The organism is Paenibacillus sp. 1_12, assembly GCF_900114475.1.
Taxonomy (GTDB): Bacteria; Bacillota; Bacilli; order Paenibacillales; family NBRC-103111; genus Paenibacillus_S.
In genome coordinates, this window is record NZ_FOTE01000007.1 from 94,425 (window position 1) to 110,260 (window position 15,836).

15 protein-coding genes and 1 pseudogene are annotated in these 15,836 nt (G+C 45.1%); 14 read left to right on the forward strand and 2 right to left on the reverse strand.

The window, feature by feature from the left end:
• Nucleotides 1–88: 88 nt before the first annotated feature.
• Nucleotides 89–646, reverse strand: coding sequence for a DJ-1/PfpI family protein (locus tag BM210_RS17055; RefSeq protein ID WP_091170518.1), 558 nt, complete (start codon nucleotides 644–646; stop codon nucleotides 89–91).
• 212 nt (nucleotides 647–858) lie between these two features.
• Between BM210_RS17055 and BM210_RS17060 the strand changes: the two genes are divergently transcribed.
• The 9 genes and pseudogenes from BM210_RS17060 to BM210_RS17100 form a co-directional block, all read left to right on the forward strand.
• Nucleotides 859–1,203 (forward strand): potassium channel family protein, encoded by a 345-nt coding sequence (locus BM210_RS17060; protein ID WP_091171037.1) that lies wholly within the window; start codon nucleotides 859–861, stop codon nucleotides 1,201–1,203.
• A 311-nt stretch (nucleotides 1,204–1,514) separates the two neighbouring features.
• Complete coding sequence (locus BM210_RS17065; protein ID WP_091170521.1) at nucleotides 1,515–1,781, forward strand: metal-sensitive transcriptional regulator; 267 nt, start codon at nucleotides 1,515–1,517, stop codon at nucleotides 1,779–1,781.
• Nucleotides 1,782–1,832: 51 nt separating this feature from the next.
• Nucleotides 1,833–2,150 carry a rhodanese-like domain-containing protein gene (locus BM210_RS17070; RefSeq protein ID WP_091170523.1) on the forward strand — a complete coding sequence of 106 codons (318 nt, stop codon included), beginning with the start codon at nucleotides 1,833–1,835 and terminating at the stop codon, nucleotides 2,148–2,150.
• A gap of 260 nt (nucleotides 2,151–2,410) precedes the next feature.
• Nucleotides 2,411–2,863: a GNAT family N-acetyltransferase gene (locus BM210_RS17075; RefSeq protein WP_091170526.1), complete on the forward strand. Its 453-nt coding sequence runs from the start codon at nucleotides 2,411–2,413 to the stop codon at nucleotides 2,861–2,863.
• Between the two features lie 153 nt (nucleotides 2,864–3,016).
• A complete protein-coding gene (locus BM210_RS36275; protein WP_091170529.1) occupies nucleotides 3,017–3,244 on the forward strand; it encodes a hypothetical protein in 228 nt (75 codons plus the stop codon).
• Nucleotides 3,220–3,552 carry a hypothetical protein gene (locus BM210_RS17085; RefSeq protein ID WP_177237857.1) on the forward strand — a complete coding sequence of 111 codons (333 nt, stop codon included), beginning with the start codon at nucleotides 3,220–3,222 and terminating at the stop codon, nucleotides 3,550–3,552. The genes BM210_RS36275 and BM210_RS17085 overlap by 25 nt, the downstream gene beginning before the upstream one ends.
• A gap of 85 nt (nucleotides 3,553–3,637) precedes the next feature.
• On the forward strand, nucleotides 3,638–4,180 hold the full coding sequence (locus tag BM210_RS17090; protein WP_091170534.1) for an NADPH-dependent FMN reductase: 543 nt from the start codon (nucleotides 3,638–3,640) through the stop codon (nucleotides 4,178–4,180).
• Between the two features lie 354 nt (nucleotides 4,181–4,534).
• Nucleotides 4,535–6,223, forward strand: a complete 1,689-nt coding sequence (locus tag BM210_RS17095; protein ID WP_305728465.1) for a BclA C-terminal domain-containing protein — start codon at nucleotides 4,535–4,537, stop codon at nucleotides 6,221–6,223.
• 446 nt (nucleotides 6,224–6,669) lie between these two features.
• A pseudogene (locus tag BM210_RS17100) lies at nucleotides 6,670–7,020 on the forward strand (S-Ena type endospore appendage); the annotation flags it as partial.
• A 408-nt stretch (nucleotides 7,021–7,428) separates the two neighbouring features.
• Here BM210_RS17100 and BM210_RS17105 read toward each other — a convergent pair.
• On the reverse strand, nucleotides 7,429–7,932 hold the full coding sequence (locus tag BM210_RS17105) for a C40 family peptidase (protein ID WP_177237859.1): 504 nt from the start codon (nucleotides 7,930–7,932) through the stop codon (nucleotides 7,429–7,431).
• Between the two features lie 482 nt (nucleotides 7,933–8,414).
• Here BM210_RS17105 and BM210_RS17110 point away from each other — a divergent pair, with 482 nt between their 5' ends.
• The 5 genes from BM210_RS17110 (at nucleotide 8,415) to BM210_RS17130 (ending at nucleotide 15,614) form a co-directional block, all read left to right on the forward strand.
• Entirely contained in the window at nucleotides 8,415–9,272 is an 858-nt protein-coding gene (locus BM210_RS17110) for a carbohydrate ABC transporter permease (protein ID WP_091170540.1), read from the forward strand.
• A gap of 55 nt (nucleotides 9,273–9,327) precedes the next feature.
• Nucleotides 9,328–10,908, forward strand: coding sequence for a type 2 periplasmic-binding domain-containing protein (locus BM210_RS17115; protein WP_091170543.1), 1,581 nt, complete (start codon nucleotides 9,328–9,330; stop codon nucleotides 10,906–10,908).
• Nucleotides 10,909–10,969: 61 nt separating this feature from the next.
• Nucleotides 10,970–13,240, forward strand: coding sequence for a helix-turn-helix domain-containing protein (locus tag BM210_RS17120; protein ID WP_091170544.1), 2,271 nt, complete (start codon nucleotides 10,970–10,972; stop codon nucleotides 13,238–13,240).
• Nucleotides 13,237–14,184: an ABC transporter permease gene (locus tag BM210_RS17125; RefSeq protein WP_091170547.1), complete on the forward strand. Its 948-nt coding sequence runs from the start codon at nucleotides 13,237–13,239 to the stop codon at nucleotides 14,182–14,184. Before BM210_RS17120 ends, BM210_RS17125 begins: the two co-directional genes overlap by 4 nt.
• A gap of 44 nt (nucleotides 14,185–14,228) precedes the next feature.
• Nucleotides 14,229–15,614: a sulfatase family protein gene (locus BM210_RS17130; protein ID WP_091170549.1), complete on the forward strand. Its 1,386-nt coding sequence runs from the start codon at nucleotides 14,229–14,231 to the stop codon at nucleotides 15,612–15,614.
• Nucleotides 15,615–15,836 lie beyond the last annotated feature (222 nt).

A 15,836-nucleotide genomic window follows, 5' to 3' on the forward strand; every position in this document is an offset into this window, starting at 1 on the left:
TGCAGCCCAAACAGACAAAACCAGACTTTCAGCCATAATGAGCCGGAGGTCTGGTTCGTTGTGCAGATTCGCTGTATCGATGTGAAATTTATTTCTTCAATAAACTAAGGAATTCTCTCATGAAGCCCGGCAGGTCAGGCCAAGCATGTCCTGAAACGATATTGCCGTCTACCTGCAAGGTTTCGGATGAGTATATTGCACCCAAATTTTCAACATCCGGGCGGCAAGCTGTATAGGCTGTTAGGGTTCGTCCTTCGAAATAATGGTTGCTTTTCAGAGCATTAAGTACTAAAACCGCATGGCAGATCGCACCAACTGGCTTTTTTGCTTCAAGAAAATGACTGACGATCCGTGGAATGTTTTCATCTAATCGAATATATTCGGGGGCACGGCCGCCTGGAATAATGAGTCCGTCATATTCAGTGGGGTCAATTTGATCAAAGGCTGCATGTGATTCCAGCTGATATCCCGGTTTTTCCGTATACGTGTCCCAGCCCTCAAAATCATGTACGACAGTCCGCAGCACTTTTTTCTTTGGTGAAGCAATTACCGCCTCGTAACCTTCTTCCAGAACACGATAGTACGGATAATAAATTTCTAATGATTCCACTGCATCTCCTGTGATGAAAAGGACCTTTTTAGACATGCAATCACTCCTGAAACAAATTTGGGTTTTTATCCCATATTCTAATTGTATAGAACATTTGTCTATTGTAAAGAGGGATTTAACTTGTCTTTTTGTTCATTGATCATCATGGATTACTCAGTATAAACGTGTAGGGATCCATGGGGTGAATATAAATCAACAACAAGAGGGAACATGAAATAAACTTGAACTTGTCGAAAGGAATTCTGGGCATGGTATCCTTCTTGATCACGTTTATGCGTTTAATAAAGGGAATATGGAGAGCTTTCAAAGAAAAGGACTTTCAAGTGTTGTTTGTCCTCATTATTTTGATGTTGTTGTCGGGCACGTTATTTTACACGGCAGAGGAAGGACTGTCCGTATTGGATGCGTTGTACTTCTGCATTACGACACTCAGCACTGTTGGACATCCTCACTTCGAACCACAGACGGGAATTGGTAAAGTATTTACAATGATATATATCGTTGTGGGAACTGGATTGTTTTTGGGTATGATGTTCCATGTTGCACGTGCGATTTTGAATCGTAAGGATGACAATAGTAAACCAAATAAATAATAAAAGTCGCAGTCGTTACTCGATAAAGTATCGGGTAACAACGGCTTTTTTTGTCATATATCAGAACCCACCGTACTTAGCCCCAAAGGGGTAAGAATCCATCTGCAAAGGCGAACACTTCGTTTCTCCAGAAGGCTCCGTTTGATTGTATTCACTCGCTTCAATAATTTGTAAGTCCGATATCGCTTGACATGAACTTATAATTTGTTTAGTATTTTCGTATACCCATAGGGGTATGTGTATATAAATAGTACGCTAATCAGAATATGCCTAATACAGGTATCCGTTTAAGGGAGGGCGTGCGTTGAATAATGGATTACACGTATACAGAGGATATGAAAAAACGCTTGAGAAGAATTGAAGGTCAAGTTCGCGGAGTTCTAAGATTAATGGAAGAAGGTAAAACCTGCAAGGAAGTAGTGAGCCAATTGTCTGCGGTAAGAAATGCATCAGACAAGGCAATCGCACAGATCGTCGCTGTCAATTTACAGCAATGCTTGCTGGAAGAACAAGCCGCTGGAAGAGATTCAAGCAAGATTGTTCAGGAAGCCGTTGATTTGTTAGTCAAAAGTCGTTAGTTCAAAAGCTCGATAGAAAGTAAAAAAAAGAATCCATGAGGAGAGATTACAATGGCTTTTCAAGTAACCAAAGAGATAACACCACAAGCACTCGTCGCACGTATGAAAAAGGGTGAAGCCCTCACAATTGTGGATGTGAGAGAGCCTGATGAGTGGGATGCAGGACATGTTGCCGGCGCCAAGCATATTCCACTCGGACAACTGCAGGACAGATTGGATGAGTTGGATGCCAAGCAAGAAACCATTATGATCTGCAGAAGCGGAAATCGCAGTGGATTGGCATGTGAGCTGTTGAATGAAAAAGGATTTGATGTCGTCAACATGACGGGTGGACTTCTTGCTTGGACTGATGAATTAGTAAGGGGATGAACGCGGCTCGATCGCTCCTCAAAATGGCTACATTATGCAAAAAAGATAGAGAACCTTCAGTCCCATTTTTATAATGGGTAGAGGGTTCTTTGTATAATGCTCGATTACCAATAAATACAAATACTGATATAATTAAAATAAGGTTCCTATTTACAGGAAGAAGTATAAAAATGGTGGTGAAAGAGATCTGGATATGCTCCACGATGTTAACTTTATGGATCAGGAACTAATAAAGAAATATAAATTGTAGGGGGATTTCCATGGATATTAGAAGTATTTGTAAGGGGGATGCCTCTAGAATACTTAGATTTGTTGAACAATGTGGGCCCTATGTGGTAGCGCATAACCTCTACGTGTATTGGATGCTAGAAAACTATTACGCTTCAACATGTAAAGTTGTGGAAATTGACAATGAGATAATCGGTTTTGTAAGTGGTATGCCGAGTGCTGATAAGCTTTCATTATTTATTTGGCAAATTTGTATTCATCAGGATTATAGAAACCAAGGGATTGCAACATTACTATTGGATTCTTCCATCTTTAGTGCAAGGGAGAAGGGTTACCAATTTATGGATCTAACAATTTCAAAAGGCAATATGGCCAGTCAGATGTTTTTTGAAAAATATGTTCAAACCAAACAAATTTCAATAGTTGAAAAGCTTGAACAAAACATTGGGGACTCTACAGAGATTATTTTTAAGTATAGATTATAAGGAGATTCCATAATAAAAATCCCTGTAAAGGATGGAAAACATGAATCTGATTTATAAGCAGTATGTTGAAGGAAGTGTATTTAATCATACCCTAAAGAATGATATTGAAGTTTTTTTAAATCCCATAGTGAGCATGATACCTTTGTACATACAATGAATGTCGTTCATGAGGCAAGTAGAATCGCATCCTTATTTGGAATAGATCCAGAGCTAGCAGAGCAGGTAGGATTATTACATGACATTAGTAACGTCATACCTAAAACGAAAATGATGGGTATGGCAGAAGAGCTGCTTATTGAGATATTGGAGGAGGAGCGTTTATTTCCTCGAATTGTACACCAAAAACTTCAAAAGACATGGCAAGAGAAACATTTAGAATGACGGATACTGAGGTTTTAAATGCAATTGAATGTCATACGACTCTTAAAGCTGGTGCAAGCAAGCTAGATAAGATATTGTTTGTTGCTGATAAAATATCATGGGATCTGCCCGGAGAACATCCATATCAAGAAGCAATGAGAGAAAAAATTGTAGCATCGGACCTAGACGGAGCCGTATTGATTTACTTAAATCATGTTTGGGGCCAAAGAAATCAACTGAGGTTGGTGCATCCATGGCTGCTTGAAGCAAGGGAAGAATTAATGAATGGACCTGAGAGCAAGGACCTTTTGACCAACTCAAGCCGCTGAATAAGAGCCATTATGGATACAATTACTATTTATGCTCGAATTGGACTTTAAGAGTCATTAAGAATAAAAGAAGGAATGATGTTTTATGGAAAATACAATTCAAATTTTGGCTATATCGGGAAGTCTTCGTGAAAAATCGTCTAATACTGCATTAATGAAAGCCATTATTGGATTATCCTCGGCGGACATCCAATTTACCATTTATGGTGGGTTGGGCGATCTTCCACATTTTAATCCTGACCTCGATCTCGACGATGGACCTTCTTCGGTACAAGGGCTAAGGCAGCAGCTTAAGGAGGCACACGGTGTACTTATCTGCACTCCTGAGTATGGGAATGGTGTTCCGGGCGTCCTAAAAAATGCTCTAGACTGGATCGTATCCTCAGGCGAGTTTATGAATAAACCTACAGCCGTCATCAGCGCGTCACCAACGCCAATGGGTGGAGATAAAGCACATGCTTCACTTCTGCTTACTCTCAAAATGATTAATGCTGAGATTATAGAAGAAGGATTGATGATGATACCCCATATCACTTTGAAATTAAATAAAGAAGGTGTTATTACAGACTCAGAAATGGAGCAGAGGCTGCTAGCCGTATTACGTGCGCTTGAACAAGCTTGCCGTTAATCAGACTATCTGCACTTCAAATGAGATATTAATAGAGAAACATGTTTAAGTTATCATAATTACCTACCTCACAGGTGAAGAAAATATATGCGTTTTACTTTTGAAAAAGCTTGAGTTATCAAGCTTTTTTCTTTTTTATTGAATGGTTTATTTGGTATGTAAGGTCACCAGGGAATGGGGTTGGAGAAATGGTTGAAAAGTCATTTTATAACTGTGACTTACTTCATATAGTAGACTTTATGCTGATGTGACTAAAATAAAGTCAAAAATACGCGGATTGCTAAGTACAAAAGCATTTCCTCAAACTCCTTAATTTGCATTCTATAACTATATAAAAGATTGGCGGTGATACATGTGTCGCAGAGAATATATGTAAGTAATTCCCATTTCTCTTGTTGCCACGAAAGTTCAGTGCCAACAGGGGCGACGGGTGCGACAGGTCTGACGGGTACGACAGGGCCGACAGGGGCAACGGGAGTGACAGGTCCGACGGGAGTGACAGGGCCGACGGGTGCGATAGGGGCAACGGGTGCGACGGGTGCGACGGGTGCGACGGGTGCGACAGGACCGACAGGGGCGGCAGGGCCGACGGGAGCGACGGGAGCGACGGGGCCGACGGGTGCAACGGGTGCGACGGGTGCGACGGGTGTGACGGGAGCGACAGGACCGACGGGAGCAACAGGACCGACGGGAGCAACAGGTCCGACGGGTGCGACAGGTCCGACGGGAGCAACAGGGCCGACGGGAGCGACGGGAGTGACAGGTGCGACAGGGCCGACGGGTGCGACAGGGCCGACAGGAGCGACAGGGCCGACGGGAGCGACAGGGGCAACGGGAGTGACAGGGGCAACGGGAGCGACGGGTGCGACAGGGCCGACGGGAGTGACAGGGGCAACGGGAGTGACAGGACCAACGGGAGCAACAGGACCGACGGGAGCAACAGGACCGACGGGAGCGACAGGGGCAACGGGAGCGACAGGGCTGACGGGAGCGACAGGGTCAACGGGAGCGACAGGACTGACGGGAGCGATAGGACCGACGGGAGCGACAGGGCTGACGGGTGCGACAGGAGTGACAGGTCCGACGGGTGCGACGGGAGTGACAGGTCCGACGGGTGCGACAGGGCCGACGGGAGTGACAGGGCCGACAGGAGCGACAGGGGCAACGGGAGCGACAGGACCGACGGGAGTGACAGGAGCGACAGGGGCAACGGGAGTGACAGGGCTGACGGGAGCGACAGGGGCAACGGGAGCGACAGGACTGACGGGAGCGATAGGACCGACGGGAGCGACAGGGCTGACGGGTGCGACAGGAGTGACAGGTCCGACGGGTGCGACGGGAGTGACAGGTCCGACGGGTGCGACAGGGCCGACGGGAGTGACAGGGCCGACGGGACCGACAGGAGCGACAGGGGCAACGGGAGCGACAGGACCGACGGGAGTGACAGGAGCGACAGGGGCAACGGGAGTGACAGGTCCGACGGGAGTGACAGGACTGACGGGGCCGACGGGTGCGATAGGGCCGACGGGTGTGACGGGGCTGACGGGTGCGACGGGAGTGACAGGTCCGACGGGTGCGACGGGAGCGACAGGTCCGACGGGTGCGACAGGACCGACAGGGGCAACAGGTTCTAGTGAAACGACTAACTCTGCTTTTGCTGCCAATACGTCAGGGACAGTTATTTCGGTGATTCTTGGAGGAACCAATGTACAACTTCCCAATGCTCAAAATATAGGACCGGGTATAAGCATTAACGGCGCTAATGACACGTTTACAGTCTCAATAGCTGGAAGATACTACATTACGTATCAAATCAACTTGACAGCAGCGCTATTAATCAGTTCAAGATTGCTTATCAATGGAGCCGCAAATCTGGCTTCTACCGTCTCACCAGTTTTATCACTCACTAATTTTAATAATGATGTTATTGTAACTCTGGGAGCCAACTCTACTATTTCTTTGCAATTGTTCGGATTACTAGGTTTGGCTACATTGTTAGGCAGCGGTGCTGGAGCAGCTTTGACGATTATTCGTTTAAGCTAAAACGGGGCAAAAAAATATGAAACAGCTATACGGTTCCTCAAGTGGGCCGTATATGATGTTTCACCACGTTCATCTCGAATGCTATAGGATTCTATGAGCTCTGCGATATTTAATAATATAGCTTCCCCTGGCTACTGGGGCTGCTTCTCCGCTACATACGATGGTTAAGCTTTTAATGGAGGGCAGAACCAAGGAGACTTGCTGCGATTGTCCGATCATCTGGACAATTTCTTTTGTTTTCATTTTTATAATGGCTTGCATTTCGCAATTGGTATCGTTCTGTATTCTGACAGATGCCGGCAACTATTGGACCTCGAGATGATTGACAACCCATTTTAATTCCCCACAAATTCATATTTATATTATTCTATCTGTCGCATTTGGACTCGCAATTTGGTGTCTGTGTTAACCGCTAAGAGGGTAACGAAAGTAATTTCTCCTGTTGTAATCAAGTTACCTTCGTTCAAGATCAACTTTGTTTTCCAATTAATAGTACACCAGTCGGCTCCGCATTCGCCCAAGATCTATACCACTTAAATATGAATACCAATAACTTATATGTCTCAGGAACTCTTTTGATAAGTGCCGCTCCAGTTGGAAGAACTATCACTGTCAACTTCCTTCTTGGCGGACCTGCAGGAACTATTGTTGAAACCGATACAATTACACCTGGTACTGCTCTTGCCTTCACCAAAACTGGATTCGATACCATACAATTAGAAGTCACAGCAGGTGGTGTTACACCGAATATTACTGGCGAACTTTGCGTAACGCCTCGTTATCCTATTAGCACCTAATATAACAACAATCCTCTTTATATTTAAAAACTTGCTGAAAAGCCCTTGATGATCAAGAGCTTTTCAGCGACTCACGAATATGATCTATTTTCTTAATCCGTGTAAGATAAATTAACCGTGTGATTCTAAAGGTTTTGGAAGTGCTTGCAAATGATTGGATGGTGAGATTAGGTTAAGGAGAATTGTGTATTGGAGGCGTTTTTTGATCGTGTACATACTCAAAATGGGGACATTCGTGGCTGCTAAAAAAGCGCACAAATGTCCCTAATGTGTAACTATACTATTTTCAACCGGATTCAATTGTATGTATCACTCGTACAGCTCGCCTAATGAGGTATACCGAGACGTTGGAGTATGGATAAATACAACTGTATCCGAACTCTTCAATATGCGAAGTGAATTAATTGATCAAAGAACACGACGTGCCGTCACGTATGTCTTGTCCCAAGTACTTCCAGAAAAATTGGATATCGTAACTCCTACGCCGACTTTGTAGGTATGAAGTAATTTGTTGTTGCCCATATAAATACTAACGTGATTGATTTTACCGTCTTTGTTCGTGTCAGAGAAAATCAAATCCCCCGGCTTAAGCTGGCTTCTTGAAACATATTTACCGACTTTGGATTGCTGTACAGAAGAGCGCGGAAGATTAATTCCATTCTTCTTATATACATACTGAGTAAAGGATGAGCAATCGAATGCTGAAGTGATACCGGAGGATGCTCCGAATTTATAAGGAACTCCTAAATATTTCTTACCGGTAGCAAATATTTTATTGGCCACCGAAGTGCTGGAGGCTGTTGCGGCATAAGCCGATGGAGGTGTGACGAGTAGACTGCCTGAAAAAAGGATCGAGAGACTGAGACCAATACCAATTATAGTTTTACCATAGCGTTTATTCATGCTGTTCATGTTTCCTCCTAAGGTAAGTTATGGACGGGTGATTACCCAAATCCACCTTACCACAAAAGAAATTTCCACTATTTACTAGAAGCCTCAGAAAGCCTTGCCAGGCTTGGTATACATCATCTTTATTAGAAATTAATGAGAAAATTTTAATCTAAAAGCACTTGACGAAATATTTCCCATGGAAAACAAATCTTAAATTTGTTTTATAAATTGGTGAAAAGCAAGGTTTGAATAAATACAAGTTAATTGGTATGATTAAATCCAGTTGACCGGACTGCCGGAGACTCCTCTTCATGTTATTTTCATTAGGGGGAGTCTTTTTTATGTGAAAAATGCTGATAAATCAACGAATTTATGAAAAAAATCAAATTTTTATAATGAGAACAAAAATTCATTATTTATTATTTGAGCGATTTTATACATAATCAAATTACTCGGAATTAACCGAAAACGCCTAACATTTCCAAGTAGAAGGAGAGACAACCATGAAACAAAAAGGAGGCGTCTTATTTTCACTTAGCAATAGTGTTTTTTTAATTGTATTGTCTCTAGTTACATTGTACCCCATGTGGCGTGAGGCGGCGGTGTCCTTCAGCAGTATGGAAGAGGCTCTTAAGGGCGGGTTGTTTTTATGGCCGAAGGGGTTCACCGTGGACGCTTATGTCAACATTGTACATTCCCGGTATTTATGGCTTGCCTATGGCAACAGTCTGTTCATTACACTGATGGGGACGTTTATCGGTGTGCTGCTGACGGCGGCTACGGCATATCCACTGATTAAAGGTGATTTACCGGGTAAAAAATCCGTTGTTCTTATTATTCTGTTCACCATGCTATTTAATGGGGGAATTATTCCTACGTATCTGCTGGTGAAAAATGTTGGGCTGATCAATTCTTTATGGTCTTTAATCTTGCCAACAGCGATTTCTGCTTACAACGTCATTGTCATGATGAGTTTCTTTCGAACGCTGCCACGGGAGCTGGAGGAATCAGCAACGATGGATGGCGCGCATGCCGTACGCATTTTTGCTAGTGTTATTCTCCCGCTTTCCAAGCCGGTGCTGGCAACGATTGCACTGTGGGAAGCGGTCGGCTACTGGAACAATTATTTGCAGGCTTTGTTTTATTTGAATGACAAAAGCAAATACGTTCTCCCTGTGCTGCTGCGCGATATTATCAATGGACAGACTGTGGCACAAATGACTGGGGAAAGTACAGGCTCATCAACGGAATCCGTTATTGCGGCAACGACGATTATGGCGGTGCTGCCGATCCTCATCGTGTATCCGTTCCTGCAAAAATATTTTGTACAAGGCACACTGATCGGATCGGTCAAGGCATGAGACAACAGCAAGACACGAATTTATAGTTTCATCATGTACAGGAGGAAAAGAAGCTATGCTATCTCATAATAAATTCAAATCTATCGTTATTTTATCCTTAGTGGCGAGTCTTGCCGCAGCATGCAGTGCCCAACCAGAGACAGGTGGTACCGGTAAAAGCAGTACGGCTGCATCGCAGGGCAGTCCTTCAGGCAGCGGCAGCGACATGGCCAAAGTAACCTACAATATTTTCCGCAGCTTTCAAGCGCCCGAATATCCTGCGGATGGCGGTCCTGCCAAGAAAAAGGTGCTTTCCGCACTGGAGCAGGCTGGTATCAAAGGCGTCGATTACAAGGTGTCGATGGCCTCCGGGGAGGAGTATAAGACGAAGTTGAATTTGCTAGCGTCTTCCGGGGATCTGCCGGACTATTTCAGTGTACCTGATTTACTAACGTTGAACCGTTTGGCGGACGAGGGCTTGATAATTCCGCTGGACGATTTGCTTAAAAAGGCGCCTGATGTGATGAAATTCCTGAAGCCCGAAGACCTGGAAATGCTCAAATATAAAGGCAAGCTTTACGGGCTACCACCGGGTTATCGCCCTGAACCGTTTAATGGGCCCAACACGAACGGACTGCTGATTCGTCAGGATTGGCTGGATACCCTGAATCTGAAGTCACCAACAACACTGGATGAGCTGCATGATGTACTCAAGGCTTTTACATTTAATGATCCAGATGGCAACGGAAAAAAAGATACATTTGGAATTACGACCAACAAGCTTTCGGGAGTCGGTACATACGGCACGTATTTCAGCCCTATTTTCGGCGCGTTCGGTGTTGTTCCTACATTTTGGCAGCAGCGTGACGGGCAGTTGAAGCAGGGAATGGTGCTCCCCGAAACGAAGCAGGCGCTTGCCTTACTGCAAAGCTGGTACAAAGAGGGTATCATTGATCCAGAGTTCCCCATTATGGAGCAGAAGCAGATGAATGAGAAAATTGTTAATTCCAAAGCGGGAATTTTTGAAGGGACAGCATTTGATGCCGATCCGACAGGAGCAAACTACAGTGCATTGAAGAAAACCGTTACAACAGCGAAGCTGGCATTTCTGACTCCGCCCGCAGGAGCCGCTGGGAAGAAGGGGACAGCCGAAAACTCTCCTGCATACAACGATATTCGAGCCATCTCGGCGAAAGCCAAAAATCCGGAAAAATTGTTGGAGCTGATCAACTGGTCGGCAGGTCCGGGCTTTGATTTGGTGACCTACGGGATCGAGAATGAGGATTACCAATTCGATAAGGATAAAAATAAAATCAAGCTGTTGGTTGCCAATTATTCTGAGCTTTACAAGAAAGGCTTCTCCAATCCAATCCGGTTCCTTCAAGTCGTTGACCGCCGCTGGCTGACAGATGAAGCCGTTGCAGCGATGACCGTTTCTAATGATCGGAACAATCTGGTTCGCAATGAGTTTTGGAAAAGCGTGCAAGCTATGAACGATTATCCAGATATTAAAAAGCTGTGGGATGAGTATTTTGCCAAAATCGTTACCGGTGCCTGGTCTATTGAGAAATGGGATGAATTTGTCAAACGTTATTACCAAGAGGGCGGGCAAGAGATCGAGAAGCAGGTCAACGCGGAATGGAAGAAAACCAAATAAGTTCCCGCCATCCGATAGTTGACGGATCGAACGCGTACGACAAGGAAAAGAGGAAACGTCTATGTTTAACAAAATGCTAGTATCCTACATAACGATCATAGTGGTTCTCGTTCTAGCGGCCGGTTCGTCCTATCTGATGATTGTGTCCCATGATGTCAAGTCGGAGATTGAGCAAGCCTCCCATGACCAAATGTCACGCATGCTCAGGCATACGGATTCGTTAATTGAGAGTGTAGAGCAGCTTTCTCTGCAAATCGCTTTGAAGCCGGACATGAACACAGCCTTAACGAATCCGTACCCGCTTTCCATACTCCAGTTTGGATCCTTAAAGGATCAAATAAAGGAAGAGGTCAGCGCCAACAATCTGCTGTATTCGATATATTTGTATTTTCGTTTGGGAGATCGCATTTTGACCACGAACGAAGGTCTGTATAGTCTCGATCGTTTTTTTGACCGTCAGATGATCACAATGAGCTTTGCTTCCCATAGTAGTAAAGGATATCAGGTTCGCAGACTGTATGATTCATCACAAAATGATCCTGTCGATTTGATTACGTTTCATAGGCTTGTACCACTTACGGCAAAGGAACCGCTAGGCGAATTGATTCTGAATGTAAAACGGCAGGCTTTCTTTGATGCTTTATTCCACTATACCAATGCAGACAACGGGCAGATGGTTATTGTAGACAATGAAAGCATGGCTGTTCTATCGAGCAGTGACCCGGAGAATAGGAGCTTTACCGAATCCCTGCAGATTCTCGTATCCGGGCATCAGCTGTCCGGTAAGTCAGGGATGATTCAACAACAATGGAATGGAAAGCCGTATTTGCTCAGCTATGTCCGGTCAGACCATATGCCGTGGATGGTTGTAAATCGTATTCCTTATTACGTTTATCAGGATGCTTTGAATGCCAAGCTTCATCATGTGCTTCAGATTGCAGGAGCCGTTATACTGATCGGCATGGTGCTCGCCTGCTTGTTCAGTATTCGATTTACAAGACCCTGGAAAAATATTGTCAAAGAATATATTCAACCCCAAGGAATCAACATCACGAGAAAGGATGAAAGTGAGCTTATAGCTGAAGCAATCCGCGAGCTAGTTCAGGAAAATCGCAGCATCAAGCATACCTTGGAGCAGAGTGAGCCCATCATCCGTTATAGGCTGATTTACGACATTTTAACGAACCGAGTGCTTGAAACGTCAGTAATGACCAATCGACTTCAGCATCTGGGCATCGTGTTTCCCCATTCCTATTATGCGGCGGTCATCGTTCAAGCAGATATGCAGGCTTATGAGGAGCAGGATGACTACAACGAAATCCGGCTGCTGCTGTTCAGTGTTATCGAGAATGAACTGAAGAAGCGATTTTTTGTAGTAGGTACGATATTGGAAAACCATCATCTTGGCTTTATCCTGAATGTGCCGGAAGCCGAATATTTGGATAAGCTTAAGCAGGAGCTTCACGCTTGCTGCAGGGAAGCCGGTCACATTGGGCAGGATAATTTCGGTATCACGTTGCAGACGTCTTTTGGAGGCATTTATCCGGAAATGAATTTCTTGAACAAATCGTATCATGAAGCCAAACAGGCTGCGCATCATACGGCTTGGACCCGCCATGCAGACTGCATCTTTTTCGATGATTCAGTTGACTGGGGGAAATGGAGTTATCCATTGACTATTCAGAAGGAGCTGCTGCAACGATTGAAGTCGGTGGACCGGGATCTGGTGAAGCTCTGCCTTGACGATTTGTTCGACCGTTATATGGTCAGCAAAGCTTATACTCGTGACGCCGTACAGGATACTGTCACCCTGATGATGGGAGCGATCGTCCAGGAGTTGTATGAAGACGGTTATTCGCTCGACAAGGTTCATTTGCGGTTCCAATCGGTAAGTGAATGTACGCATATAGGTCAAGTGAAGGAGCTCTTTTACAGCTACATTACCGATATCATGAACCTGCTTGAACAATTTCAGGATAAATCGCAAAGCAATACGTTTGTTGGCAAGGCCATTGAATATATGCAGGCGCAATATGACCGGATTGAATCGATATCGGAAGTAGCTGAGCATGTCGGCGTAAGCAGCAGCTACCTAAGTCGTATGTTTCGCACCGAGACCGGAAAAGCGCCGCTGGATTACTTGACACGTCTGCGAATCGATAAAAGCAAGGAGCTGCTTTTTTTCGGCGATTGTAAATATTCACTTCAGGAAATATGCGGTCAGATTGGCTATCATGATGTGCAAAGTTTTATTCGTTTTTTTAAGAAATGGGAGAACATGACCCCCGGAGAATATCGTAAACTTCAGCTGGAAAAAGGAGGTGCCCTATGAGCAGGCAAAATATCGGTGCAGGCAATTCTGCCCCTCGTGTTTATGGAGCACCATCAAGAAGTCTGATCCGAGCATTAAACAATTACAAATATTATTATGCATTGCTGCTGCCGGGTCTTATTTACTTCATTGTATTCAAATATATCCCGATGGGCGGCGTCATCATTGCGTTCAAGGATTATAAGCTGTCGCAGGGTATTATTGGTAGCCCTTGGGTTGGGCTGAAATGGTTCGAGATCCTGGTTTCTACCGGTGATTTCTGGAATGCGCTGTATAATACTGTGTTGATTAGTTTTTATAAGATGATCTTTGGCTTTCCAGCACCTATCGCTCTTGCGGTCCTGTTGAATGAGGTGATGAATCAACGATTCAAGCGGGTGATTCAAAGTATTTTATATTTCCCGCACTTTTTGTCTTGGATTGTGCTGGGGGGCATTTTATTTACGATCTTGTCTCCTTCTACTGGCTTATTGTCCTGGCTGGGGTTCAGCAGTTCTCCGTTGATGCAGCCCGAATCATTCCGATCGCTGCTCGTTATTTCACACATTTGGAAGGAAATCGGCTGGGGGACCGTCATCTATCTTGCAGCTATAGCGGGTGTTAATCCCGAGCTGTATGAAGCGGCCCGAATGGATGGAGCAAGTCGATACAAGCTGATCCGACATGTGACCCTTCCAGCGATATCGGGAACTATTGTCATCCTGCTGATATTGCGAGCAGGGCAGATTTTATCCGCAGGCTTCGATCAAGTGTTTATTTTATCAAATGATGTTGTCCTGCATGTTGCAGATATATTAGATACGTATGTTTACCGTGTAGGCTTGAGCATGGGGCGGTTTTCTATAGCCACGGCGGCCGGCTTGTTTCAATCTGTGGCCGGTTTGCTGCTGCTGCTGTTTACTAACTGGCTAGCACGACGATTCGACGATCAAGGGTTATGGTAAGTTACGTAGTCTATCCACTTATATAGTGAAGGAGCTGGCAGGCAATGAATACAAAGAGAACGGAACGTCCCAATGTCATTGTTTTTTTCACCGACCAACAAAGGTGGGATTCCACAGGAGCGCATGGCAACCCTCTGGGACTTACGCCAAATTTTGACCGGATGGCAGCTGAAGGCACACATGTAAATCATTCTTTTACCTGCCAGCCGGTATGCGGTCCAGCTCGATCCTGCCTGCAGACAGGAAAATACGCAACATCTACGGGCTGCTACCGCAATGGAATCCCTTTGCCAGCAGACAGTAAGACGTTAGCTCATTATTTTCGGGAAGCAGGTTACCGTACAGGGTATATCGGCAAATGGCATTTGGCGGACACGGAGCCAGTGCCAGAAGAGCAAAGAGGAGGCTATGAGCATTGGCTTGCCTCCAACATTCTGGAGTTTTCCTCCGATGCTTATGATACGGTCATGTACAATAATGAGAATGAACCTGTCCACCTTCCGGGGTACCGCGCGGATGCGCTCACCGATGCAGCCATTCAGTTCGTTCACCAGGAGCATAAGCGAAACCTGCTGCAGGAGTCGGGGGATCCGTTTTATTTGTTCCTCTCCTATATTGAGCCTCACCATCAAAATCATCTCGATAATTATCCAGCACCTATCGGATATGAAGGTCAATACAGCGGACAATGGACGCCGGCGGATTTGGCTGCACTCGGTGGTACGGCGCACCAGCATTTGGGTGGCTACTATGGAATGATCAAGCGGCTGGATGAAGCGCTTGGTCGCTTATTGGATGCGTTGCGCAGCCTGCAGCTGCATGAAGATACGATTGTTTTATTTACATCTGACCATGGCTGCCACTTTAAAACGCGTAATTCAGAGTACAAGCGCTCCTGCCACGACAGCTCGATTCGAGTTCCGACGGCCTTGATCGGTCCGGGCTTCCATGCAGGAGGCAAAATTCAGGAGCTTGTCAGCTTGCTTGATCTTCCGCCGACACTGCTGGATGCTGCAGGAATACCCGTACCGGAAGCGATGCAGGGACGTTCATTGCTGCCCTTGGCGCAGAAACGAAGTACGGATTGGCCTAAGGAGATGTTCCTGCAAATCAGCGAATCGGAGGTAGGGCGCGCCATTCGGACACATCGTTGGAAATACAGTGTATATGCCCCTGACAAGGACGGTTGGACGGACGCCGCTGCAGATGTATACGTGGAGCAGCACTTGTATGATCTCCATGCTGACCCGCATGAGCTGAACAATCTGATTGGGATTGAAAGTTACGCTTCGGTGACAGCCGAGCTGAGATCCCGACTCGAGGCACGTATGCTCGAAGCGGGGGAAGCAAAGCCCAAGATAACACCTGCTGAGGTCAGAAAAAATGATCAGCGCAGAGTGTCCGTACAGGATCTGAGAGTTCAGTTGTAAATAGAAAGATGTTAGAGCAGACCCAGACTATTATTACGACTGTTTTATTAGAATTTGAAAATACTTCTAATAAGAAGAAAACCAATACTAGTGTATAACCTTTTGGGAACTATTGCACAAATACGGCTTTGTTCGTATGAATTGCGATAGATCCTTTTTTGTGTTTTTAGAATTCATTTTCATCATCTTGGTACGATTCTATTTCAATTCCATCCTTTTGCT